Genomic DNA, 22334 nt, shown 5'->3' on the forward strand with positions numbered 1-22334 from the left:
ACATGCGCAGCATCTCGGTGCTGGGGGCCACCGGCTCTATCGGCGAAAGTGCATTCGATCTGCTGATGCGGGCGGGCGGACCATCGGCGTTCCGCACCGTTGCGCTGAGCGGAGCCGCGAATGTCGCCCGGCTGGCCGAAATGGCGCGCGCGCTGCGGGCCGAGGTCGCGGTGACGGCCCTGCCGGAAAAGCTGGACGACTTGCGCGCCGCACTGGCGGGCAGCGGGATCGAGGCCGCTGCCGGAGCCGATGCCATCGTCGAGGCCGCCGCACGCCCCGCCGACTGGACGCTGTCGGCGATCATCGGCGCGGCCGGTCTGCCGCCGGGGCTTGAGGTTCTGCGCCGTGCGGGCACGCTGGCCCTTGCCAACAAGGAAAGCCTTGTCGCCGCCGGTCGGCTGGTCATGGGGCTGGCTGCCGACAAAGGCGCCACGATCCTGCCGGTGGATTCAGAACATTCTGCAATTTTTCAGTCACTTAATGGAGATAATCTCGATTCCGTCGAGTATGTCACCATCACCGCTTCGGGCGGCGCGTTCCGCGACTGGCCGCCCGAGAAACTGGCCAGCGCCACCGTGGCCGAGGCCTCGTGCCATCCGAACTGGGCCATGGGTCAGCGCATCACCATCGACAGCGCCAGCATGTTCAACAAGGCGCTGGAAGTCATCGAAACGCATGAGTTTTTCGGGCTGGGCGCCGACCGCATCAAGGTGTTGGTGCATCCGCAGTCGATCATTCACGCCATGGTCAGCCATACCGATGGCGGCTGCATCGCGCATCTGGGCGCGCCGGATATGCGCCATGCCATCGGCTATGCGCTGAACTGGCCCGCGCGCGCCGATCTGCCGGTGGCGCGGCTGGATCTTGCGGCGCTTGGCAGCCTGACATTCACCGCCCCCGACGAAACCCGCTGGCCTGCGCTGCGCCTTGCGCGCGAGGTCATTCAGGCGGGCGGCGCGGCGGGCGCGGTCTTCAACGCCGCCAAGGAACAGGCGCTGGACGATTTCATCGCCGGGCGCATCGGTTTCATGGACATGGCCCCCGCGGTCGAGCGCACGCTGGACGCCGCCGCGCGCGAGGCGGGCTTTGCCGAAAGCCCCGCCGATCTGGAAACCGTGCTGGTCTGGGACGCGGTGGCGCGCAGGCTGGCGGCCTGCAAGGCGGGGGCGGCGTAATGGCGATGCTTGCGGAACTTGGCGGGCTGCTCTGGACGATCTGCGCTTTCGTGCTGGCGCTGTCGATCATCGTGACCGTGCATGAATACGGCCATTACATCATCGGCCGCCTGTCCGGCATCAAGGCCGAGGTGTTTTCGCTGGGCTTTGGCCCTCGTCTGCTGTCGTGGCGCGACAAGCGCGGCACGGTCTGGCAACTGGCCGCGATCCCGCTGGGCGGCTATGTGCGCTTTCTGGGCGATGCCAATGCGGCCAGCGCCGGCTCGGGCGCGACGGTCGATCCGGCGCAAAGCCGCGCCAGCCTGCCCGGCGCGCCGCTTTGGGCGCGCATCGCCACCGTGGCGGCGGGGCCGGTCTTCAACTTCATCCTGTCGATTCTGGTCTTTGGCGGCATGGCGATGTGGCAGGGCCTGCCTGCCGACACGCCCGCCGTGGGCAAGCTGCACCCGACGCCGCCCGGCATCGCCATGGGCCTGCAGGCGGGCGACAAGATCGTTGCGCTGGACGGCAAGCCGGTCGCAAGCTGGGCCGATCTGGGGCAAATCGCCGCGGATCTGCCCGCGCGCGCGGCGCATGACTGGACGGTGCAGCGCGACGGGGCGCAGATGGTCGTGCAGGGCCCCGATCCCATGCCCGCGCTGATCACCGGCGTCGCACCGCGCAGCCCGGCGGCCTCGGCGGGGTTGCGGGGCGGCGATGTCATCCTTGCCATCGACGGCGCGCCGGTATCGCGTTTCGATGAGCTGCGCACGCGGGTCGTCGCGGCGGAAGGCAATCCCGTCCTGCTGCGCGTGTGGCGCGAAGGCGCGGGAGAGGCGGATTACACGCTGGCTGCCCGCGAACAGGATCTGCCGACGGCGGATGGCTATGAGAAACGCTGGATGATCGGCGTGACCGGCGGCGGCACCTATTTCGACCCGGCCACGCGCCCGGTCGGCCCGGCCGAGGCGCTGGGTCTGGGGGCGGCGCGGACATGGGACATCATCGCATCCTCGGTTTCGGGCCTGTGGGCGATGGTCAGCGGTCAGATCGGCACCTGCAATCTGGGCGGCGCGATCAGCATCGCGGAAAGCACCGGGCAGGCGGCCTCGGCGGGGGGGATGGATTTCATCTGGTGGATCGCGGTCTTGTCCGCGGCCATCGGCTTTCTGAACCTTTTGCCGGTGCCGGTTCTGGATGGCGGGCATCTGATGTTTTACGCCTATGAGGCCGTCGCGGGCCGCCGTCCGTCGGACCGGGTGCTGGACATTCTGTCGGCGCTTGGCATGGCAGCCGTGCTGTCGCTGATGATTTTCGGCCTGACCAACGATCTTTTCTGCCCATAAGGGGCGTTGCCTTTTGACAGTCCTGCCCACTTGGCTGTATCCATTCGGCAATTCGGGCGGATAAACCGCCGACAGGCAAATACGCGCGAGGGGCGGATGACGGACAGGAAACTCGGCAAGGGCGCGCTTGCGCTGATCTCTGCATTGGCGGTGACTGCTCCCGTGGCGATGATCCCCGGCACGGCATCGGCCTATGTCTTCAACAACGTCCGGATCGAGGGCAATCAGCGCATCGAGCCTGCGACGATCCTGTCCTATCTGGACCTGCCGCGCGGGCGCGACGTGTCGGGCGGAGACCTGAACGCGGCGGTGCAGCGGCTGCAGAATTCGGGACTGTTCGAAAGCGTCGAGGTCACGCCTTCGGCCGGGACGCTGGTGGTGCGTGTCGCGGAATATCCGACGATCAGCCGCATCGCCTTTGAAGGCAACAGCCGCCTGAAAGACGAAAACCTGTCCGAGATCGTCAAATCGCAGGCCCGCCGGGTCTATTCGCCCGCGCAGGCCGAAGCGGATGCCGCAGCGATCAGTCAGGCCTATGCCGGGCAGGGCCGTCTGGCCGCCCGCGTCGATCCCAAGATCATCCGTCGCGGCAACAATCAGGTCGATCTGGTCTTTGAAATCCGCGAAGGCAACCTGACCGAGATCGAGCGGATCGGCTTTGTCGGCAACCGCGCCTTTTCGGATCAGCGCCTGCGCAACGTCTTGCAGACCAAGCAGGCGGGCCTGCTGCGCACCTTCATCCGCCGCGACACCTTCGCGCCCGAGCGGCTGCCCGTCGATGAAAAGCTGCTGACCGATTTCTATCGCTCGCGCGGTTATGCCGATTTCCGCGTGCAGGCCGTGGCCCCCGAGGTCGCGCAGGCCCGCGATGCGTTCTATATCACCTTCCAGATCCAGGAAGGCCCGCGCTATACCTTCGGCAATGTGAACACGGTCAGCGAAATTCCCGGCGTCGATGCCGCCGAATTCCAGCAGCAGGTCCGTGTGCGTCAGGGTGCGGTCTATAACCCGACCAGCATCGACACCACCATCCGCCGGATGGAGCAACTGGCGATCCAGAAGGGCCTGAACTTCGTCAATATCGAGCCGCGCGTGACCCGCAATCCCCGCGGCCAGACGCTGGATCTGACCTTTGCGCTGACCCGTGGCCAGCGTGTTTTCGTCGAGCGCATCGACATCGAAGGCAACACCACCACGCTGGACGAGGTGATCCGCCGCCAGTTCGCCACGGTCGAAGGCGACCCCTTCAACCCGCGCGAGATCCGCAACTCGGCCGAACGCCTGCGCGCGCTGGGATATTTCGCCGATGTGCAGGCGGAAAGCCGTCCCGGCACCACCGGCGATCAGGTGGTCGTCGATGTGAACGTCGAAGAGCAGCCGACCGGCAGCCTCAGCTTCGGGGCCAGCTATGGCGTGTCCTCGGGGATAGGCTTCAACGTCGCGCTGAACGAAAAGAACTTTCTGGGGCGTGGGCAGGAGGTGAACCTGTCCTTTGCCACCGGCTCGGGCACGCAATCCTCGGGGCTGACCTTCATCGAGCCCTATTTCCTGGGCCGCGACCTGAAGGCGCGGGCGCAGCTTTGGTATAACACCACCGACCGGCTGAATTCGGACTATAACACCCGCACCGTCGGTCTGCTGACGGCGATGGACTTCCCGATCTCGGACAGCGCGCGGCTGGAACTGCGCTACAAGCTCAGCAAGGATTCGATCTTCGATGTGGACCCGCTTGGGGTTGATCCTGAGACAACTGAACCTACCGGCTCTTCGCCGATCCTGTTCCGCGAACAGGGGGGCTATTTCACCTCGGCCATCGGTTACACCTACAGCTATGACAGCCGCATCGCCGGTCTGGATCCGCTGACCAGCTATCGGTTCCGCTTCGGGCAGGATTATGCCGGGCTGGGCGGCGATGTCGATTCGATCACCACAAACCTCTATGCCGGCGTCGAAAGCCGCGCATGGCGCGAAAGCGTGACCTTCCTGTCGGAATTCGAGGCGGGTGCGGTCTATATGCTGAATGACCAGAACAGCCGGTTCATGAACCGCTATTCGGGCAACGGCAAGATCCGCGGGTTTGAACCGAACGGCTTTGGCCCGCGCGATCTGCTGGCCCCGAACGAAGACGCGCTTGGCGGCAACTATTTCTGGGCGCTGCGCACCGAGGCGCAATTCCCGCTGGGCCTGCCCGAGGAATATGGCATCAAGGGCGGTCTGTTCGCCGATATCGGGTCGGTCTGGGGTCTGGATGATAACATCGGGGCCTCGTATACCCCTGTGGATGACGGCATGCATGTCCGCGCCTCGATCGGGGCTTCGGTGTTCTGGACCACGCCCATCGGCCCCTTGCGCTTCAACTTTGCCAAGGCGCTGAAGAAAGAAGATTACGACGAAGAGCAGCCCTTCGATCTGACCATCTCGACGCAGTTCTGATGCGCGGGGCGGGCGCGATCCTTGCTTGCGCGCTGGCCGTGGCGGCTGGCGCGTCGCCTGTGCTGGCGCAGGACACGTCGCGGCCTTCCGGCAGCCGGATCGAGGTCGAGCGTCCGCCGACCGAGCCGCAGCCGCAGCCCGCACCGGGAACCGCCGCGCCGCTGGTGATCCAGACGCCCGCCGACAGCGCGACGGCGCAGGGCTTTCCGCCGATCATGACCATCGACCCGGATGCGGTTTTCGCCGGGTCGACATGGGGCCAGCGCGTGCAGGGCGATCTTGAGGCGCAAAAGCGTCAGATCGCCGCAGAAAACGAACGTCTGGCCAATCAGTTCACCGCCGAAGAACAGCAACTGACGACGCTGCGCGCCACGCTGACCCCCGAGGAGTTCCGCCAGCGCGCCGATGAGTTCGACACCCGCGTGTCCGAGGTGCGCCGCGAACGCGACGCGGTGACGCGCGATCTGCAGACCCATGTCGACGACGAACGCGCGGCCTTCTTCCGTGCCATGCTGCCGGTCCTGTCGGCGCTGATGCAGGAACGCGGCGCGGCGGTGGTGCTGGACCAGCGCGCGATCTTCGTTTCGGCGCAATCCGCCGATGTGACGCAGATGTTGATCCAGCGGCTGGATCAGGAAATTGGCACGGGTCCGGTGCAGCCTGCGCAAGCCGGGCAGGCCGAGCAGGGCGCCGACCAGACCAGCCCCGCCCCGACACCCACGCCCGCGCCCTAACGCGCGGCGGCGTCCAAGGCCGTGACGCGCTGAACCAGCAGATCGAAAAAGCCGTCGCGGTCCAGATCGCTGATGAACATGGCATTGGCAGGTCTGCCGCTGACGCCCCACCAGTCGGCGACGGTCATGCCTTGGGTGAATTCGCCCTTGGTCTCGATCACCACATTGATGTGCTTGCCCTTGAACAGGTCGGGCCGGATCAGCCAGCCGATGGTGCAGGGATCGTGCAGCGGCGCGCCAAGGCTGCCGTATTTCTCGCGGTCGTAACGCTCGAAGAAATCGGTCCAGCTGGCGATGGCCTGACCGATGGGGCCGCTTTCGCGCATCGTCTCGACCCATGCGCGGCTGGTCAGCGCCTTGTGGGTCACGTCCAGCGACATGACGGTCAGCGGCACACCTGCGGCAAAGACCTCGGCTGCGGCTTCGGGATCGACATAGATGTTGAACTCGGCCGCCGGGGTGATGTTGCCGACCTCGAAATAGGCGCCGCCCATCAGCACGATTTCCTGGACGCGGGCGATGATGTCGGGGGCCTTGCGAAAGGCGGTGGCGATGTTCGTCAGCGGCCCGATGGGGACCAGCGTGACCGTGCCCGGCGCTTCGCGGCGCAGCGTGTCGATGATGAAATCGACCGCATGGCCGGGGGCAAGGGGGGCCGCAGGCTGAAACAGCGGCACGCCGTCAAGGCCGGTCTTGCCATGCACATGTTCCGCCGTCACCAGATCGCGCAGCAGCGGCCGGTCGCAGCCGGCATAGACCGCGACATCGCCGCGTCCGGCGATCTGGCAGATGATGCGGGCATTTTCCTGCGTGCGCGCCAAAGGCACGTTTCCGGCCACGGTGGTCAGGCCCAGCACCTCAAGCTCGGGGCTGGCCAGCGCAAGAATGATGGCGACGGCATCGTCCTGTCCGGGATCAGTGTCGATGATGATCTTGCGCGCCATTCGTTGGTGCCTCGTGATGATTTTGCCGCAGGAAAGCCGGGACTTGCGCGGGATGCAAGCCCCGTCTAGTCGCCCGGTGCCGGTTGCAGATGGGTGATGCCTGCCGAGGCCGCGCGGGCCAGTGCCGGGTCCAGCGACATGCGGATATATTCGCCCCGCCGCCACAGCTCGGCCAGATCGTCGTAATGGCGCGACAGCGGATGGCCCGATTGCCCGGTCGAGACGATGAAGACCGAACTGTCGGGATCGGCCAGATCATAGACGCCGCGATAGGTCGCGCCGCGCACGTTGAGCCATGGATTGACGCCATGACCCAGCCCGCTTGCCTGCGCGATGGTCGAAAACCCGCCCGAGGTGGGCTGGATCAGGTTGACCAGATAGGACAGCCCGCGCAGATCGCCAAGCGCCGGATGGGCGTGGCGCGCGCGGTGCAGATCGCCCCAACGCCAGCTTGCCAGATCGGGTCCAAAGCGCGAGGTCAGATCCAGCAGCACCGCGTCCAGCGCCTGACGCGCGATCTCGGTGCAGGTTTCGACGGGGGTGGACTGGCGGATGTCGCACCACACCCCGGCACCATTGGCGTTGCGGAAGACGCGCATCAGGAAATCGGGGTAAAGCTCGGTCAGTTCATCGGCAAGCGGGCCAAGCTCATCGCGCACGATCCGGTCCTGCAAGGCCCGCATCCATGCCGCATAGATCAGCGGCTCGGGCAGATGCTCGCTCATCGCGCCGTCCCAATTGGCCAGAAGCGCCAGCGCGTCCTGCCGCTGGCGTTCGGGCGTGCCCTGCGCCGCGGGCTCGCCGGTGAACCACAGATCCGCGCCGACCAGCGGCAGCAGCGCGCGCGCCACCGGGCTGACGATATCGTTCTGCGCGGCGATGAAGCTGTCGCGGGAATGCACCTCGCGCGATTGGATCAGGTGGCTCAGCCGGTCCAGCCGGAAATGCCCCGAGCGGTCATAGCCCTGCGCCGTGTCGCCCTGAAGGATCGCGCCGGTCGTGGCGACGATGCCGGTGGAGGGGGCCAGTTGCGTCAGCGTTTCGGGGGCGGCGGCAAGGCCCTGCCAGCGCGCCTCGGGCAGCCAGCCGGGCTGCGGCAGCCGCCCCATCGAGGGGCTGTTGGCTGCGCGGATCGGCAAGGCTCCGGCGCGGACCTGGCCCACGCCATCCGCATCGGCCAGCGTCACGTCCAGCGCGGGTGCGATCATCGCCCCCAGCACGCGGGCTGCGTCCTGACGGGTCTGGGCGTGCATCAGCCCGACCAGCGCGCTCATGGAACTGTCGCCGCCATAGCCGCCGGTCCATGCCAGCGCCGCGACATGACCGGCGGGCAGGATCGTGTCGATGTTCAAGTGCATGCCGGGCAGCACCGGGCCGTTCTGGGTGTCGCGCAGGGTGATCTGGCGCGGCTCGGCCCCGGCGATGCGGATGGTTTCCTGCCGGGTCTGGAACTGGGTCCAGCCATCAATGCCGCGATAGCGGTTGGCGTCGCCCGGCTGCACCTCTTCGATGAACAGGTCCTGATCGTCGATCTGCGCGGGCGTGATCCCCCATGCAAGCTTGGTATTGCGCCCCGACAGCACCGCCGGGATGCCCGGTATGGTGCCGCCGATGACCCCGCCCGAGGCAAGCTCGATCCGCGCCAGATACCACAGCCCCGGCGCGGTCAGCGCGAATTGCGGATCATTGGCCAGCAGGGCGCCGCCCGCTGCCGTGCGCTGCGCCGCCGCCGCCCAGCCATTGGCCGATGCGCCCAGCGACGGGGCCAGATATCCGGCAAGCTGGCTGGCCCAGTCGGGCTGGGCGCCGCGCCGTTCGGCCCCGGTGAACTGATCGCCGGAAAACATCGCGGCATAGCCGGGCAAAGGCGGCTCATTCGGGGCGGCCAGCAAGTCCTGCCCGCGCTGCGGCGCGATCAGCGACAGGCGGGCGCGCAGCACCTCGCGGCGCAGCTGCACGGTCGAGCTTGCGGCCAGCAGCTTCAGGATCGCCAGCGAATCCGCGGGCTCCCAGTATGAGATGTCGTCGGGAAACAGGAACAGCTCCGGCGCGCCACGCCCGCGCGCGCCAAGGTTCACCTGATGGATCCACGCATTCACCCCATCGGCATAGGCGCGCAGCGCCTGCATGGTGTCCGGCGTCTGCGCCTCAAGCGAGGCGCGGGCATTGCGGTAAAGCCCCAGCCTGCGCGCCAGATCGTCCGCGCCAGCCGCGCCGGGGCCATAGATCTCGGCCAGCCGCCCCTGAGCCGCACGGCGCAGCACGTTCATCTGAAACAGCCGGTCCTGCGCATGGACCATCCCCAGCGCAAAAAACACGTCGCGATCCGAGCTGCCGAAGATATGCGGCACGTCTTCGGTGGTGCGCACGATCTCGACCGGCTGGGCGATGCCCGGCACGGAATAGGTCGCGCCGTAATCGGGCAAAGAGCGCACGGCAAAATACCATGCCAGCACGCCCATCAGCAGGCCGATTGCGATCAGGGCCACCGTCAGGCGCACAAGCCAGCGGAAAAGTGTCACCATGGGAAAAGGGCGCAGTCCCGAGCTTGGGGCGCGCAGAGGTGTTGACCCCCGCGGCAGGTGATGGAATTCATCGGGTTGCATAGGACAGGGCGCGTCCCGGATCAACGCGCCTTTCACAAGCTCAAGGAGAATTTGATGGCACGCGTTGCATTTCTGGGACTTGGCGTCATGGGCTTTCCAATGGCCGGTCATCTGGCGGCACAAGGCCATCAGGTCACGGTCTGGAACCGCAGCCCTGCAAAAGCCGCGCTTTGGGTGGAAAAGCACCCCGGTCAGGTCGCCACCACCGCGGCCGAAGCCGCCGAGGGTGCTGAATTCGTCATGGCCTGCGTCGGCAATGACGATGATCTGCGGCAGGTCTGCACCGGCCCCGATGGCGCGTTTGCAGGCATGGCGGCGGGCGCGGTCTTTGTCGATCACACCACCGTCTCGGCTGCGGTCACGCGGGAATTGTCGGCGATTGCCGGCGAACAGGGCTTTGGCTTTCTGGATGCGCCGGTCTCGGGCGGGCAGGCCGGGGCCGAGAATGGCCAGCTTTCGGTGATGTGCGGCGGCTCGGCCGCGGATTATGCTGCGGCCGAGCCGGTGATCGCCGCCTATGCCAAGATCTGCCGCCTGATGGGGCCCTCGGGCGCGGGGCAATTGACCAAGATGTGCAACCAGATCGCCATCGCCGGTGTGGTGCAGGGCCTGTCGGAATCGCTGAACTTCGCCGAGAAGGCCGGGCTTTCCATCCCCGAGGTGGTCGAGGTCATCAGTCAGGGCGCGGCAGGCAGCTGGCAGATGCAGGCCCGTCATCAGACCATGGCCGAGAATCGCTTCGATTTCGGCTTCGCTGTGGACTGGATGCGCAAGGATCTGGGCATCTGCCTGCAGACCGCAGATGAAAACGGCGCCAGCCTGCCGGTGACGGCGCTTGTCGACCAGTTCTACAAAGAGGTGCAGCAGATGGGCGGCGGGCGCTGGGACACCTCGGCGCTGATCGCGCGGCTTCGGCGCTGAGCCGCTTGCAACCCGCCCGCGCTTCGCGCTAAGAGCCGCGAAGGGCGGGCGGTTAGCTCAGTTGGTAGAGCGCTTCGTTTACACCGAAGATGTCGGGGGTTCGAGTCCCTCACCGCCCACCATATCCCCCTTGAGGATGCGAGGCGGCTGTCATGCAGGACCGTCGCCGCTCGCAGGATCGCCCGGTCAGACCCACACATCATTCGACGCGGTGCGTTCGCCCGCGGCAAGGTCGCCGGTATTGGCCACGCCGCGCGGCTCGATCAGCATGACCTGCGCCTCGGTCGCGGCATAGGGTTTGTGTTCCTTGCCCTTGGGGACCACGAACATGTCACCCGCTTTCAACTCGACCGCGCCATCGCGAAAATCGATCCGAAGCTGGCCATGTAGAACGATGAAAGTCTCATCGGTATCGGCGTGGCTGTGCCAGACGAAATCGCCCTGCAGCCGGACCAGCTTGAACTGGTAGTCGTTCATCTCGGCGATGACCTTGGGCTGCCACTGTTCCGAGAACAGATCGAATTTGGCCGATATCGTGATGGGAGCGTAGGTCATGCTGGTCCTCTTGCCATTGCGACTTGCGTGATCCGTGTTTCATACGGCGTCGCGGATGGCAATTTGCCTGACATGCCGGATCGTCAGCCAGCGTCCGGATCACGGGGCGGGAGGACTTTGACGCAGGCGTGACAGCTGGTCGCGTTCGATCTGCATCGGCAAGGCCTCTTGCGCGCGGGCCGCCGCCAGCGCCGCCTGATCGGCGACGGCTTTGCGGAAATCCGCGTTTCCCAGCCTGCCAAGCGCTGCCAGCGATTTTTGCAGGCGCAACTGCACCTCGATCAGCCCTGCGCCGTCGCGGGCGATCAGCATGAAGGCGTCCTCCAGCATGTCCGCATCCCGCAGCGGCGTGACGAAGATGCGGGGATGGCGCGGCTTGGGCTGGTGCTGGTCGCGTTTGGCCCAGATCGTCAGCAGCCGCGTGGACCGCCCGATCACGTCCAGCGCGGTGCCCGGATCGTTGGTGGCCGAGGACAGCGCGCGCGAGGCGATCTCGGTCATCACCACCATGCCGAAGCGCGGGTCCTGATCGAAGCTGCGTTCGTCGCCGATGGTGAAACATGCGCGGATCTTGTCCGCATCCTTCACACCGCGCGACAGCCGCGCCAGCACCGTGCCGTCATAGATGAAGCTGCCAGGCAGCACCGGAACCGAGATCTGGATGTCCTGATCCTCGGCAAAACCCTGCAGCGCCGCCGTGTCGATATGCTGCAGATAGCCGACCTGTTCGGATACCACCTCGTGATGATGCGGCAGATCGCCCCGCAACGGCGAACAGCCCAGAAACGGCTCGGCGATACGGGCCTTGATGGCGTTGCGCGCGGCGTCCTCGACACGGCCCGTCGTCTCACCGACGCGGCCCAGACGGGTCAGGTGGTCGATCCAGCGCAGCAGCGAGATGACGATCAGGCCGATGATGCCGATGGTAAAGCAGAACAGCACCGTCCGCCCGCGTTCGCCGTAAGATCCGGTCGCAAGCACGATCAGCCCGACCACGGCAAACAGGAATGAGCCGATAAAGGTCGACAGCGCATTCTGCGTCACCCGGTCCTCGATCAGCAGCTTGGTGGCGCGGGGCGTCACATTGTTCGTGGCCGAGCCATAGGCCGAGGTCATCACCGACAGCGAAAACGTGGTGACGGCCAACATGCTGGAGGCGATGATGTTCAAAAGCCCGCCGACCGCATCCGCCCCGATCCGACCGGGCAGCGACCATGGGATATAGCGTTCGACCACCGCCGCCAGAATCGCCGTCAGAATGCCAATGAGCCCGATCAGGCTGGTGCGCAGCCAGACCCGCCGTGTCAGTCGCGATAGGATCCAGCGCCATTTCGTCATTTCACAAGCCTTTGACTGGTTTCATGCGCCGCCAAATGCGGCGGGGCATGATCGTAAGTCAAAGAGAATGCTAAAGTTCCCCGCGCAGATCGGCCCGCAGAATGGCGGATGCGGTCACCGGGCCGTCACGTCCAGAACCGCGGTTTTACCGCTGGGCGATGGAATCCGGCGGGATCACCGATCGCAGGATCGCGCGCTGCTTGGCGGTCAGGCTGAAGGGCTGCACGACCAGCCGCGGGTCTTCCGGCTCTTCCGCCGCAACCGACAGCGCATAGGATTTCATCCAGATCGACAGGGTGAACACCAGATCTTCCAGCCCCGCGACGCGCTGGCGCAACTCGTCCAGCTCGTTTTTCTCATGTTCGCTGTCTTGATCCATCGGCGTCTCCCTTTGCGCGCGCGCACCGCGCGACTGCACCTACCTGGCATAGCGGATTTATCTGAACGAACAAGTTTATTTGACGCCGCGTCGGTGTTGTTTCGCACCGCGTGGCGCAGTTCCCGCGTATTCCTGCCAAAATTCAGGCATCGGTCTGTATTTGGCCAGAATTGCCAAGACGGATTGCCCTCCTGCATGGGGCGACACGGAGTTTCTGGGGTGCATTGTTACCGCGCCGGTTACGCGCGGGCGGCGCATCCTTCGGCTGCAGATCTGCAAGACAGAAGGTCAGGTCGGCGGAGGAGACGCGGCGGGCGCGCGATCCGTATTGGCCTCGGCGGCCTGCGTGACGCCCAGCATGGCCTCAAGATAGGCGACCCGTTTGCGCAGGATGTCGTTTTCGCATTGCAGTTGCTTTTGGGGATCGCGGGTCAGATCGATACGCATGGCTTTTCCTGCTTTGCTGCCGTTAGGTAACCTCTGGCGGATCGGGCGGTTCCGCGACTTGCTGTGTATTAATCGCCGCGCATTCAACTGCCGGTTACCCTTGCGACATCGGCACGGGTTAGCCCCCGCGCCGATGCCGGAAAAATCGCGGGTTCAGAAGATCCCCGTGACGTAAAGCAGCACGATGACGACAATCGGCACGCCAAGAAACCAAGCGATCAGGCCTTTCATGGGAAATCTCCGTTTCCAGTTGTCTGGTGTAACGCGTTGATCGGTGCGGATGTTCCGGACACCCGTTGCGGCGGTGCGAAAGGTCGGGCGCGGGCAGGTCACCGCGCCCAGCGTCACGCGCGCGCGCGCCAAGCGAGTTTATTCAGCCAACCCCAGATGCAGCGCCATCGCCTGCCGCGCGGCCGGAGAAATCAGCGAGCCATGGCTTTCATCGGGATGCGGGCGGTGGATCAGCGCCAACCCGTCGATGCCTGAAAGTTCCGCCAGAATCGCCGGAACGCGCGGGCCGGAATTTGCGATCAGCAGCGGCTTTGCCGGACGCAGTTGCCCGCCCGCCGCCCGGATGCCACCGCGAAACGCCCGCGCCTCGCGCAGGGGTTCGTCCGCGTTCCACCAGGTCGACGGATCGGCGGCGGCGTAGCGGGCGAACAGTTCGGGCCGCGTGAACAGCGCGTTCAGCACGAACAGCCCACCCAGCGAATGGCCGAACAAGGTGATGTCGGCGCGGTTCAGGGGCAGGGTGTTTCCCACCTGATCCAGCACGGGACCGGCGATCAGATCCAGAAACGCCTGCTGTCCGCCGGTCGGTCGGTCTCCGGGGCCGCGCCGGCCTTCCTGTGCGGGCACGGCCTGTTTCCCCGGCGAGGTCAGGTCGAACCAGCGGCGCGTGGTGTCGAACCTGTCATCCACCGGATAGCCGACCGCAATCAGCACGACCGGCGCATCCGGGGCCATCTGCTGACGCAGGTGCCAAAGGATCGGGAAGGTCGCATTGCCGTCGACCGCGACAATCGCCGAATAGCCTTGCGGCGGCGGTTCGACCTTTGGGCGCCCGACGAAGACGCGCCAGCGCGCGTCCCCCGTGCCAAGGTCGAAATGGCTGGCCAGCGGATCGTCGATCTGCTCGGCGGGTTGCTGATTGCCGCGATTGCGCTGGCGGGTCGAGGTTTGCGCTTGCGTGGCCGACACGGCGCAGGCCGAAAGCAGGCTTGCCAGAAGACCGCGCCGGGAAAGCCAAAGGTTCATGTCATTGTTTCTTTGCGTAACCTGATCGGGCTGGCGGCAAGCTGGCGGATCTTGTGGGTCTTTGCGTTACTCTGTGGGTCGGGCCGTTGCAACCTGCAAACCTTGGATCTGCGGGGCAGGGATCGCAGCACAACGGCTGGCCGTGTAACGGGGCGCTGGCCCCGTGCCGGTCGGGCGTTGCCGCTGGCCCGCCGGTCTTTTGGTCGGGTCGTGTTTCGGTCGGCGCCTTGGCGCTGCGGGCATGTCGCCGGGCCGCGTCCTGTTCGTCCACACTGAAAGCCTGCAATGCCCGTGTCGCGCAGCTTTTGCAGCGACCCCGTGGGCCCCAATGATCCGTCTGAGAACGAAAAAACCCCCGGCGTTGCGGCGCCGGGGGCTATGTCGGATCGGCTTGAGGCGCGATCAGACCAGCGCGATATTCGTGGCCGATTGACGACCGTCGCGGCCGCGCTCGATGTCGAAGGTGATCTTCTGTCCATCGGGAACCGATGCCAGGCCAGCGCGCTCAACCGCCGAGATGTGCAGGAACACGTCCTGTCCGCCCTCTTCGGGGGCGATGAAACCAAATCCCTTGGTGGGGTTAAACCATTTCACGGTGCCGTTTGCCATCGTGTTTGTCCTTTCAGGTTGCCGCCCACAGGATGCGGCGGCTTGGCTCGGTCAGATCACAGCAGACTGAGGCCTAACGGGAGGACAACAGGGTGCGCAGGAAAAAACGGTGCGTCGAAAGCCTTAACCCACCAAAGACAAATTCGCAACAAAACTTGCCCCGGCGCCTTGCGGCATGACGGGGCGGGTGCTGCGTCGTGCGGTTTTCAGGCCGTCATGCGGATGGGCCTGATCGTCGCGCGGCCAGCGATTGCTGGCAGATGCGCGCTCAGAACGCTGCGATCACGATGGGTCCGGCGATCCTGTCCCGGATTTCCCGCGCCGCAGCTCTCCCTCGGCCCGGCACTGACGGTTGGCATCGGCGTCGCTCATCGTCGCCGGTTTGCTGAGCGCGCGGTCCCAAAGCACGGCATTTGGCGTGTAAAGCTGGCATGTGACCGCGCCCTGCGCGGTGCTGACCGCGACCGGGGGCGTCTCGTATGCGCGTTTGACATCGGTGCAGCCGGACGCTGCCAGCAACGCGGCTGGCGCAAGATATCTAAGCATGATTTGCCTCGGGGATTCTGGGTGATGATGCAACCCAGAGTGGAGTATCGCATCGGTAAAGCAAGTGTTAACGTCTGCTTTGTCTTGGTATTTTTCATCTTTGGCGTGAACTGCATGGTTTAGCATCATGTGCGAGGGCACGGTCCACGCGTCTGAAGGATACCGACACGGCCCGGCACGACGCCTTGGGCAAGGTCATGCGCGGGCTCTCGCATCAGGCGCATCGGTGCGGTATAGAAGGCCCTTGCCGTCCGACTGACGGCCCTTGGTCCTGCTGCCCGATCGGCAGGAACCGCGTTAAAACCATGGAGCCTTGGACGTTGCTAAAGCAGGCCGGAACCCCGAATTTCATCAGCGACACCGACGCCGCGCGGCTTTCGGTGGCGCCGATGATGGATTGGACCGACCGCAATTGCCGGGTGTTTCACCGCATGCTGTCCCGCCGCGCGCTGCTTTATACCGAGATGGTGACGGCGCAGGCGGTGATCCATGGCGACCGAGCGCGGCTGCTGGATTATGACGCGGGCGATCATCCGGTGGCCTTGCAGCTTGGCGGCTCGGATCCGGCGATGCTGGCCGAGGCCACGCGCATCGCCGCCGATTGGGGATATGATGAGATCAACCTGAATGTCGGCTGCCCCAGCGACCGGGTGCAGTCGGGCTGTTTCGGGGCGGTGCTGATGACCACGCCGCAGCTTGTGGCCGATTGCGTGGCGGCGATGATGCAGGCCAGCCCCGTCGAGGTGACGGTCAAATGCCGCATCGGCGTGGATGACCAGATCCCGCAGGACGTGCTGCCGGGCTTCATCGCCCTGATGCGCGACACGGGCATCCGGCGCATCGCGGTGCATGCGCGCAAGGCATGGCTACAGGGCCTCTCGCCCAAGGAAAACCGCGAGATCCCGCCCTTGGACTATCCGCTGGTCCACCAGATGAAGGCGCAGTTCGCCGATCTGCACATGTCGATCAATGGCGGCATCGCCGCGATGGATCAGGTGCGCGGTCATCTGGGGGTCATGGATGGGGTGATGGTGGGCCGCGCGGCCTATCACCAGCCGTGGGACATTCTGGGTGCGGCGGATACGCTTTGGGATCAGACCCCGCGCTTTGCCTGCCCGGTCGAGGCCGCCATGGCCATGCGTCCGGTCATCGCCGCGCATCTGGATGGCGGCGGGCGGCTGCATCAGTTTTCGCGGCATATGCTGGGACTGTTTCATGGCCGGCCCGGCGCGCGGGGATGGCGGCGGCTCTTGTCCGAGGGCGCGTCGCGCGCCACGGATCGCGCATCGGCGCTGGCGGTCTATGACGCAGCACTGGCCGAGGTGACGCAGGCCGCCGCGTTGACGGCCTAGACCTGACGTTCGGCCGCCTTGGCCTGATCCCACAGCGCGTCCATCTCGGCCAGATCGCTGTCTTCGGGGCGGCGGCCTTGGGCGGCCAGCGCGGCCTCGATCGACCGGAAGCGGCGGGTGAATTTCGCGTTGGCGGCGCGCAGGGCTTCTTCGGGGTCGATCTTCAGATGCCGCGCCAGATTGGCCATGACGAACAGCAGATCGCCGAATTCCTCGGTCAGATGCGCCTGATCGCCGCTGTCGCGCGCCTCGACCAGCTCGTCGCATTCCTCGCGCAGCTTGGCCAGCACGTCATCCGGGTCGGGCCAGTCGAAGCCGACGCGGGCGGCGCGGTTTTGCAGCTTCAGCGCGCGGGTCAGGCCGGGCAGGCCAAGCGCCACGCCGTCCAGCACGCCGCGTTCGGCCTTGCCCGCGCGTTCCTGCGCCTTGATGGTTTCCCAATCCGCGACCTGCTGATCGGCGGATTTGTCGCGGGATTCGCTGCCAAAGATATGCGGATGGCGCGTCACCATCTTGTCGGAGACCGCGGCCACGACATCCTGAAACCCGAACAGCCCGGCTTCGGCGGCCATCTGGCTGTGAAACACCACCTGCAACAGCAGATCGCCCAGCTCTCCGGGCAGTTCGTCCCATGCCTCGCGGGTGATGGCATCGGCGACCTCATGCGCCTCTTCGATGGTATAGGGCGCGATGGTGGCAAAGCTTTGTTCGATGTCCCATGGGCAGCCGGTCTTGGGATCGCGCAGCGCGGCCATGATCGCCAGCAGGCGCGGAATGCCGGTATCGTCGATGCGGTCGGCAAGTGCGGGGTGAAGTGCGTCCTCGGCCATCGGCGGCCCTTTTTCCTGATCGAACCGGTCCCCGACTGCCACAGGGCGCCCGCCATGTCCACGTCCATGTCCACGGCCAAAGTAACCGCCACGCTGGCGCATTCGTCATCCCGCGCTTTCTTGCCATCCTGCGGGCGCGCGGCTAGGGTGCGCGCCAATTCCGCCGGGGGATGCCCGGAGCCATTCGACAAGGGATCTCCTCATGTTCGTGACCCCCGCCTATGCTCAGGCCGCCGCCGCGCCCTCTGGAATGTCCAGCATCGCGTCCTTCGTGCCGCTGATCCTGATCTTCGTCATCATGTATTTCCTGATGATCCGGCCGCAGCAGAAGCGCATGAAGGAACATCGCAGCATGGTCGAGGCTCTGAAAAAAGGCGATGAGGTCATCACGCAGGGCGGGCTGATCGGCAAGGTCACCACGGTCCGCGACAATGAGCTGGAAGTCGAGATCGCACCGGGCGTGAAAACCCGCGTCGTGCGGTCGTCGATCACCGGCGTCGTGACCAAAACCGCGCCCGTCGCCGCCAACAGCTGAGTTAGCTGCCGATGCTGCACATCCCGACATGGAAACGCGTGCTGATCCTGGGGCTGATTGTCCTGGGATTTGCCTTTGCGATGCCCAACCTGTTCTACAACAAGGTTGAAGGCCATAACGATGCCATTGCGAATATCGAACGCAGCGGCGTCGAGACCCCCGAGGATATCGCCGCGCGCGACGCATGGCCCAACTGGCTGCCCTCGGGGCTGGTCAATCTGGGTCTGGACCTGCGCGGCGGCGCGCATCTTCTGGGCGAGGTTCATGTCGCGGATGTCTACAAGGTGCGGATGGACGCGCTTTGGCCAGAACTGCGCGACGCGCTGGTCGCACAGCGCGACACCGTGGGCTCGGTCCGCCGCGTCGCGGCCCCCGACGGGCAGCTGATCGTCGAGATCAGCAACCCGGCCCAGATGGCGCGCGCGGTGGAAATCGCCCGCGGTCTGGCCGTGCCCGTCACCTCGATCACCGGGGCAGGGCAAAGCGATCTGGCGATCAGCGGCAGCGGCAATCGCCTGACCGTGCAACTGTCGGATGCCGAGCGTTCGGCCACCGATGACCGCACCGTGCAGCAATCGCTGGAGATCATTCGCCGCCGGATCGACGAGGTCGGCACGCGCGAACCGACGATCATGCGTCAGGGCGCCGACCGCATCCTGATTCAGGTGCCGGGCATCGGTTCGGCCGAAGAGCTGAAGCAACTGATCGGCACCACCGCGAAACTGACCTTCAACCCGGTTGTCGGCCGCACCACCGACGCCAATGCGCGGCCCGGTCAGGGGCAGGTCGTCCTGCCCTCGATGGATGAGCCGGGGATCTTCTACACGCTGGAAAGCAACCCCGTCGTCACCGGCGAGGATCTGACCGACGCCCGCCCGGCCTTCGACCAGAACGGCCAGCCTGCGGTCGATTTCCGCTTTGGTCCGGCCGGGGCGAAACGCTTCGGCGCCTATACCTCGGCCAATATCGGCCAGCCCTTCGCCATCGTGCTGGACGATCAGGTGATTTCCGCCCCGGTCATCCGGCAGGCGATCACCACCGGATCGGGGCAGATCTCGGGGGCGATGGATGTGGACGGCTCGACCCGCTTAGCGGTCCTGCTGCGCGCGGGTGCGCTGCCCGCCGAGATGACCTTCCTTGAAGAACGCACCATCGGCCCGGAACTGGGGCAGGATTCGATCGATGCGGGGCGTCTGTCCTCGGTCATCGCGACGGCGGCGGTCGTGGCCTATATGATCGTCAGCTATGGGCTGTTCGGGGTGTTTGCCTCGATCGCCGTGGTCACGAACGTCATCCTGATCCTGTCGGTCATGTCGATGATGGGGGCCACGCTGACGCTGCCGGGGATCGCCGGGATCGTGCTGACCGTCGGCACGGCGGTCGATGCCAACGTCATCATCTATGAACGCATCCGCGAGGAATTGCGGCGCGGAAAGCGGGTGGTCAAGGCCATCGACGACGGCTTCAAGGAAGCCATGTCGGCCATCATCGACGCCAACGTGACCTCATTCATCGCGGCCATGGTGATGTTCTTTCTGGGCTCGGGCCCGGTCAAGGGCTTTGCCGTGACGCTGACCATCGGTCTGGTGACCTCGGTCTTTACCGCCATCTTCTTCACGCGGTTGATGATCGTGATGTGGCTGGACTGGCGCAAACCCAAAGAACTGATTCTGTAAGGGGAGCAGGAACATGGCCTTTCGTCTGAAACTCGTCCCCGACGTCACGCATTTCAACTTCTTCCGCTGGCAATGGCTGACCTTCGGTCTGTCGGGCTTTGCGATGGTGGCATCCGTTGTCATCACGCTGGTGATGGGGCTGAACTTCGGCATCGACTTCAAGGGCGGCACCACGATCCGCACCGAAAGCCCGACCGCCTTCGAGGTCGGGGATTACCGGCAGGCGCTGGACAGCCTGAACCTTGGCGATGTCTCGATCACCGAGGTGTTCGATCCCAGCTTTGGCGCCACCCAGCATGTCGCGATGATCCGCATCGGCACGACCGAGGAAACCGGCTCGGTCACGCCCGAACAGCTTAATCAGGTGCAGGCCGCGCTGCAGACCGTCGATCCGCAGGTGAAATTCGCCGCCGTCGAATCGGTCGGCCCCAAGGTCTCGGGTGAGCTGATCAAGACCGCGATCTATGCGGTGGGCGCGGCGACGCTGGGGATCATGTTCTATATCTGGCTGCGGTTCGAATGGCAGTTCGCGCTGGGGGCGGTCGTGTCGATCGTGCATGACGTGCTGCTGACCATCGGGCTGTTTTCGCTGTTCCAGCTGAAATTCGATCTGACGACCATCGCGGCGCTGCTGACCACGCTGGGCTTTTCGGTCAACGATACGGTCGTGGTCTTTGACCGCCTGCGCGAGAACCTGATCAAGTTCAAGAACATGCCGCTGATCGACGTGATGAACCTGACCTGTAACGAAACCCTGTCGCGCACGATCATGACGGCGGTGACGACCAGCATCGCGCTGGGGGCCATGCTGATCTTTGGCGGCGACGTGATCCGCGAATTCGTAATCGCGATGCTGTGGGGCGTGCTGGTCGGCTGCTACTCGACGATCTATGTCGCCAAGAACATCGTGCTGTGGCTGGGCGTCAAACGCGACTGGACCAAGCCGGGCGAGAAAAAGGAAAAAGCGCCGGGCGAAGACATTCCCGCCGCCTTCCGGGACGCGCCCTGATGTCGGTGATGACACCGACCGAATTCCTTGGCGGGGCCGTGCCGGTGGACGGCTATGGCCCCGGCTTTTTCCGCGTCGGCGGCAAGGTGCATCACGGCGCGGTGATCGTGACCGAAACCGGCATGGCGCCCTGGGCCGGGATCGACGATCACGCGGCGCTTCTGGCGCTGGCGGGCAAGGTGGATGTGCTGTTTCTGGGCATGGGCGCGGATGTGGCCTTTCCGCCGCGCGCGCTGGCTCAGGCGCTGGAGGCTGCGGACATCATGGCCGAGCCGATGAACACGCCCTCGGCGGCACGCAGCTATAATGTCACGCTGTCCGAAGGCAGGCGCGTCGCCTGCGCGCTTTTGCCGATATGAGCCTGCTGGCCGCGCGCGATCTGGCGGTTGCTCGCGGCGGGTTGCGCGCGCTGGAGGGCGTTTCCTTTCAGCTGGATCCCGGCCGGGCCCTGATCCTGCGCGGACCGAACGGCATCGGCAAGACCACGCTTCTGCGCACCTTGGCGGGGCTGCAAAAGCCGGTCTCGGGCCTGATCGAGGGCGAGGATACCGCCTATGCCGGTCATGCCGACGGGCTGAAGCCCGCGCTGACCGCGCGCGAAAATCTTGATTTCTGGCGCCGGGTCTTTGGCGGTCCGCCCATCGCCGGGGCATTGGCCGCGATGGCGCTGCAGCCGCTGGCCGCGCGCCCGGCCCATGCGCTGTCGGCAGGCCAGAAGCGCCGCCTTGGCCTTGCGCGGTTGCTGGTGACGGGCCGCAGGGTCTGGCTGCTGGACGAACCTACCGTGTCGCTGGATGCCGCATCTGTCGGGCTTTTTGCGGATATGCTGCGCCGGCATCTGGGGCAGGGCGGTGCGGCGCTGATCGCCACGCATATCGATCTGGGGCTGGACGCCGAGGTGCTGGACCTGACGCCCTACCGCGCCAGCGCCGCCCCGACGCCGCGCCCTGCGGGTTTCAACGAGGCATTCGGATGACGGCGCTGCTTTTGCGCGATCTGCGCCTTGCCCTGCGCGCGGGCGGCGGCTTCGGGCTGGCGCTGGCCTTCTTTCTGATCCTGTGCACGCTGGTGCCCTTTGGCGTCGGACCGCAGGGCGGTCAGCTTGCGGCGATCGCGCCGGGCATCCTGTGGGTGGGGGCGCTGCTGTCGTGCCTGTTGTCGCTGGACCGCATCTTCGCGCTGGATCACGAGGATGGCAGTCTGGATCTGCTGGCGACCGCGCCGCTGCCGCTGGAGGGCACGGTCGCCATCAAGGCGCTTGCACATTGGCTGACCACGGGCCTGCCGCTGGTCGTCTTTGCGCCGGTGCTGGGGGTCATGTTGCATCTGCCGGGAACGGCTTACGGCGCGCTGCTGGCATCCTTGCTGATCGGCACGCCCGCTTTGTCGATGCTGGGGGCCTTCGGCGCGGCGGTCACGGTGGGTCTGCGCCGGGGGGGCTTGCTGTTGTCGCTGCTGGTGCTGCCACTTTACATGCCAACGCTGATCTTTGGGGCCGAGGCGGTGCGCCGCGCGGCGGCGGGCCTTGATTTTGCAACGCCGCTGGTCTTTCTGGCGGCGATCACGCTGGCGGTTCTGGCGCTGATCCCCTTTGCCGCCGCCGCCGCCCTGCGCGTCAACCTGCGGTGATCGCGACGTAAGTCTGGTTGAGCAAGCCCGCGCC

At 65.6% G+C, this 22334-nt stretch carries 23 protein-coding genes and 1 tRNA gene; 13 read left to right on the top strand and 11 right to left on the bottom strand.

Annotation, left to right across the window (positions count from 1 at the left end):
- The first annotated feature begins 2 nt into the window (after positions 1–2).
- The 4 genes from dxr to GL284_RS10770 all read left to right on the top strand — a co-directional run bounded on the left by dxr (position 3) and on the right by GL284_RS10770 (position 5667).
- Positions 3–1175 carry a 1-deoxy-D-xylulose-5-phosphate reductoisomerase gene (gene dxr, locus GL284_RS10755; RefSeq protein WP_155044639.1) on the top strand — a complete coding sequence of 391 codons (1173 nt, stop codon included), beginning with the start codon at positions 3–5 and terminating at the stop codon, positions 1173–1175.
- Positions 1175–2500 carry an RIP metalloprotease RseP gene (rseP, locus tag GL284_RS10760; protein ID WP_155044640.1) on the top strand — a complete coding sequence of 442 codons (1326 nt, stop codon included), beginning with the start codon at positions 1175–1177 and terminating at the stop codon, positions 2498–2500. The genes dxr and rseP overlap by 1 nt, the downstream gene beginning before the upstream one ends.
- Positions 2501–2596: 96 nt before the next feature.
- The gene (bamA, locus tag GL284_RS10765; RefSeq protein ID WP_155044641.1) at positions 2597–4933 is read left to right on the top strand and encodes an outer membrane protein assembly factor BamA; all 2337 of its coding nucleotides are present in this window, start codon (positions 2597–2599) and stop codon (positions 4931–4933) included.
- A complete protein-coding gene (locus tag GL284_RS10770) occupies positions 4933–5667 on the top strand; it encodes an OmpH/Skp family outer membrane protein (RefSeq protein WP_230383036.1) in 735 nt (244 codons plus the stop codon). Before bamA ends, GL284_RS10770 begins: the two co-directional genes overlap by 1 nt.
- On the opposite strand, the gene GL284_RS10775 is transcribed toward GL284_RS10770, so the two are convergent.
- Positions 5664–6611, bottom strand: coding sequence for a nucleoside hydrolase (locus GL284_RS10775; protein ID WP_155044643.1), 948 nt, complete (start codon positions 6609–6611; stop codon positions 5664–5666). The genes GL284_RS10770 and GL284_RS10775 overlap by 4 nt on opposite strands.
- A gap of 65 nt (positions 6612–6676) precedes the next feature.
- Positions 6677–9136: a penicillin acylase family protein gene (locus GL284_RS10780; protein WP_155044644.1), complete on the bottom strand. Its 2460-nt coding sequence runs from the start codon at positions 9134–9136 to the stop codon at positions 6677–6679.
- 135 nt (positions 9137–9271) lie between these two features.
- Between GL284_RS10780 and GL284_RS10785 the strand changes: the two genes are divergently transcribed.
- On the top strand, positions 9272–10138 hold the full coding sequence (locus GL284_RS10785; RefSeq protein ID WP_155044645.1) for an NAD(P)-dependent oxidoreductase: 867 nt from the start codon (positions 9272–9274) through the stop codon (positions 10136–10138).
- Between the two features lie 46 nt (positions 10139–10184).
- A tRNA-Val gene (locus GL284_RS10790) sits at positions 10185–10260 on the top strand.
- A gap of 64 nt (positions 10261–10324) precedes the next feature.
- On the opposite strand, the gene GL284_RS10795 is transcribed toward GL284_RS10790, so the two are convergent.
- From GL284_RS10795 to GL284_RS10830, 8 genes are all read right to left on the bottom strand, one after another.
- Positions 10325–10693, bottom strand: a complete 369-nt coding sequence (locus GL284_RS10795) for a cupin domain-containing protein (RefSeq protein WP_155044646.1) — start codon at positions 10691–10693, stop codon at positions 10325–10327.
- Between the two features lie 99 nt (positions 10694–10792).
- Positions 10793–12031 carry a DUF2254 domain-containing protein gene (locus GL284_RS10800; protein WP_155044647.1) on the bottom strand — a complete coding sequence of 413 codons (1239 nt, stop codon included), beginning with the start codon at positions 12029–12031 and terminating at the stop codon, positions 10793–10795.
- A 145-nt stretch (positions 12032–12176) separates the two neighbouring features.
- A complete protein-coding gene (locus GL284_RS10805; protein WP_155044648.1) occupies positions 12177–12410 on the bottom strand; it encodes a hypothetical protein in 234 nt (77 codons plus the stop codon).
- 288 nt (positions 12411–12698) lie between these two features.
- Positions 12699–12857, bottom strand: a complete 159-nt coding sequence (locus GL284_RS10810) for a hypothetical protein (protein ID WP_155044649.1) — start codon at positions 12855–12857, stop codon at positions 12699–12701.
- Between the two features lie 153 nt (positions 12858–13010).
- Complete coding sequence (locus tag GL284_RS10815; RefSeq protein WP_155044650.1) at positions 13011–13220, bottom strand: hypothetical protein; 210 nt, start codon at positions 13218–13220, stop codon at positions 13011–13013.
- A 6-nt stretch (positions 13221–13226) separates the two neighbouring features.
- Positions 13227–14114, bottom strand: a complete 888-nt coding sequence (locus GL284_RS10820) for an alpha/beta hydrolase (protein ID WP_155044651.1) — start codon at positions 14112–14114, stop codon at positions 13227–13229.
- Positions 14115–14516: 402 nt separating this feature from the next.
- Positions 14517–14723, bottom strand: a complete 207-nt coding sequence (locus GL284_RS10825) for a cold-shock protein (RefSeq protein ID WP_155044652.1) — start codon at positions 14721–14723, stop codon at positions 14517–14519.
- Between the two features lie 282 nt (positions 14724–15005).
- The gene (locus GL284_RS10830; protein ID WP_155044653.1) at positions 15006–15269 is read right to left on the bottom strand and encodes a hypothetical protein; all 264 of its coding nucleotides are present in this window, start codon (positions 15267–15269) and stop codon (positions 15006–15008) included.
- A gap of 305 nt (positions 15270–15574) precedes the next feature.
- On the opposite strand from GL284_RS10830, the gene dusA reads away from it, so the two are divergent.
- A complete protein-coding gene (gene dusA / locus GL284_RS10835) occupies positions 15575–16621 on the top strand; it encodes a tRNA dihydrouridine(20/20a) synthase DusA (protein ID WP_155044654.1) in 1047 nt (348 codons plus the stop codon).
- Here dusA and mazG read toward each other — a convergent pair.
- Positions 16618–17451 carry a nucleoside triphosphate pyrophosphohydrolase gene (gene mazG / locus GL284_RS10840; RefSeq protein ID WP_155044655.1) on the bottom strand — a complete coding sequence of 278 codons (834 nt, stop codon included), beginning with the start codon at positions 17449–17451 and terminating at the stop codon, positions 16618–16620. The two genes, dusA and mazG, sit on opposite strands and share 4 nt — an antisense overlap.
- 202 nt (positions 17452–17653) lie before the next feature.
- On the opposite strand from mazG, the gene yajC reads away from it, so the two are divergent.
- The 6 genes from yajC to ccmB are packed head-to-tail and all read left to right on the top strand — an operon-like array spanning position 17654 to position 22300.
- Complete coding sequence (yajC, locus tag GL284_RS10845) at positions 17654–17986, top strand: preprotein translocase subunit YajC (RefSeq protein WP_155044656.1); 333 nt, start codon at positions 17654–17656, stop codon at positions 17984–17986.
- Positions 17987–17997: 11 nt separating this feature from the next.
- Positions 17998–19662 carry a protein translocase subunit SecD gene (gene secD / locus GL284_RS10850; RefSeq protein WP_155044657.1) on the top strand — a complete coding sequence of 555 codons (1665 nt, stop codon included), beginning with the start codon at positions 17998–18000 and terminating at the stop codon, positions 19660–19662.
- A 13-nt stretch (positions 19663–19675) separates the two neighbouring features.
- A complete protein-coding gene (gene secF, locus GL284_RS10855) occupies positions 19676–20671 on the top strand; it encodes a protein translocase subunit SecF (protein WP_155044658.1) in 996 nt (331 codons plus the stop codon).
- The gene (locus GL284_RS10860; protein WP_155044659.1) at positions 20671–21030 is read left to right on the top strand and encodes an Mth938-like domain-containing protein; all 360 of its coding nucleotides are present in this window, start codon (positions 20671–20673) and stop codon (positions 21028–21030) included. The genes secF and GL284_RS10860 overlap by 1 nt, the downstream gene beginning before the upstream one ends.
- Complete coding sequence (ccmA, locus tag GL284_RS10865; protein ID WP_155044660.1) at positions 21027–21647, top strand: heme ABC exporter ATP-binding protein CcmA; 621 nt, start codon at positions 21027–21029, stop codon at positions 21645–21647. Before GL284_RS10860 ends, ccmA begins: the two co-directional genes overlap by 4 nt.
- The gene (gene ccmB, locus GL284_RS10870) at positions 21644–22300 is read left to right on the top strand and encodes a heme exporter protein CcmB (protein ID WP_155044661.1); all 657 of its coding nucleotides are present in this window, start codon (positions 21644–21646) and stop codon (positions 22298–22300) included. Before ccmA ends, ccmB begins: the two co-directional genes overlap by 4 nt.
- Positions 22301–22334 lie beyond the last annotated feature (34 nt).

Origin of the sequence: Paracoccus shanxieyensis (assembly GCF_009711265.1) — a bacterium.
In the GTDB taxonomy this organism is placed as follows: Bacteria; Pseudomonadota; Alphaproteobacteria; order Rhodobacterales; family Rhodobacteraceae; genus Paracoccus; species Paracoccus shanxieyensis.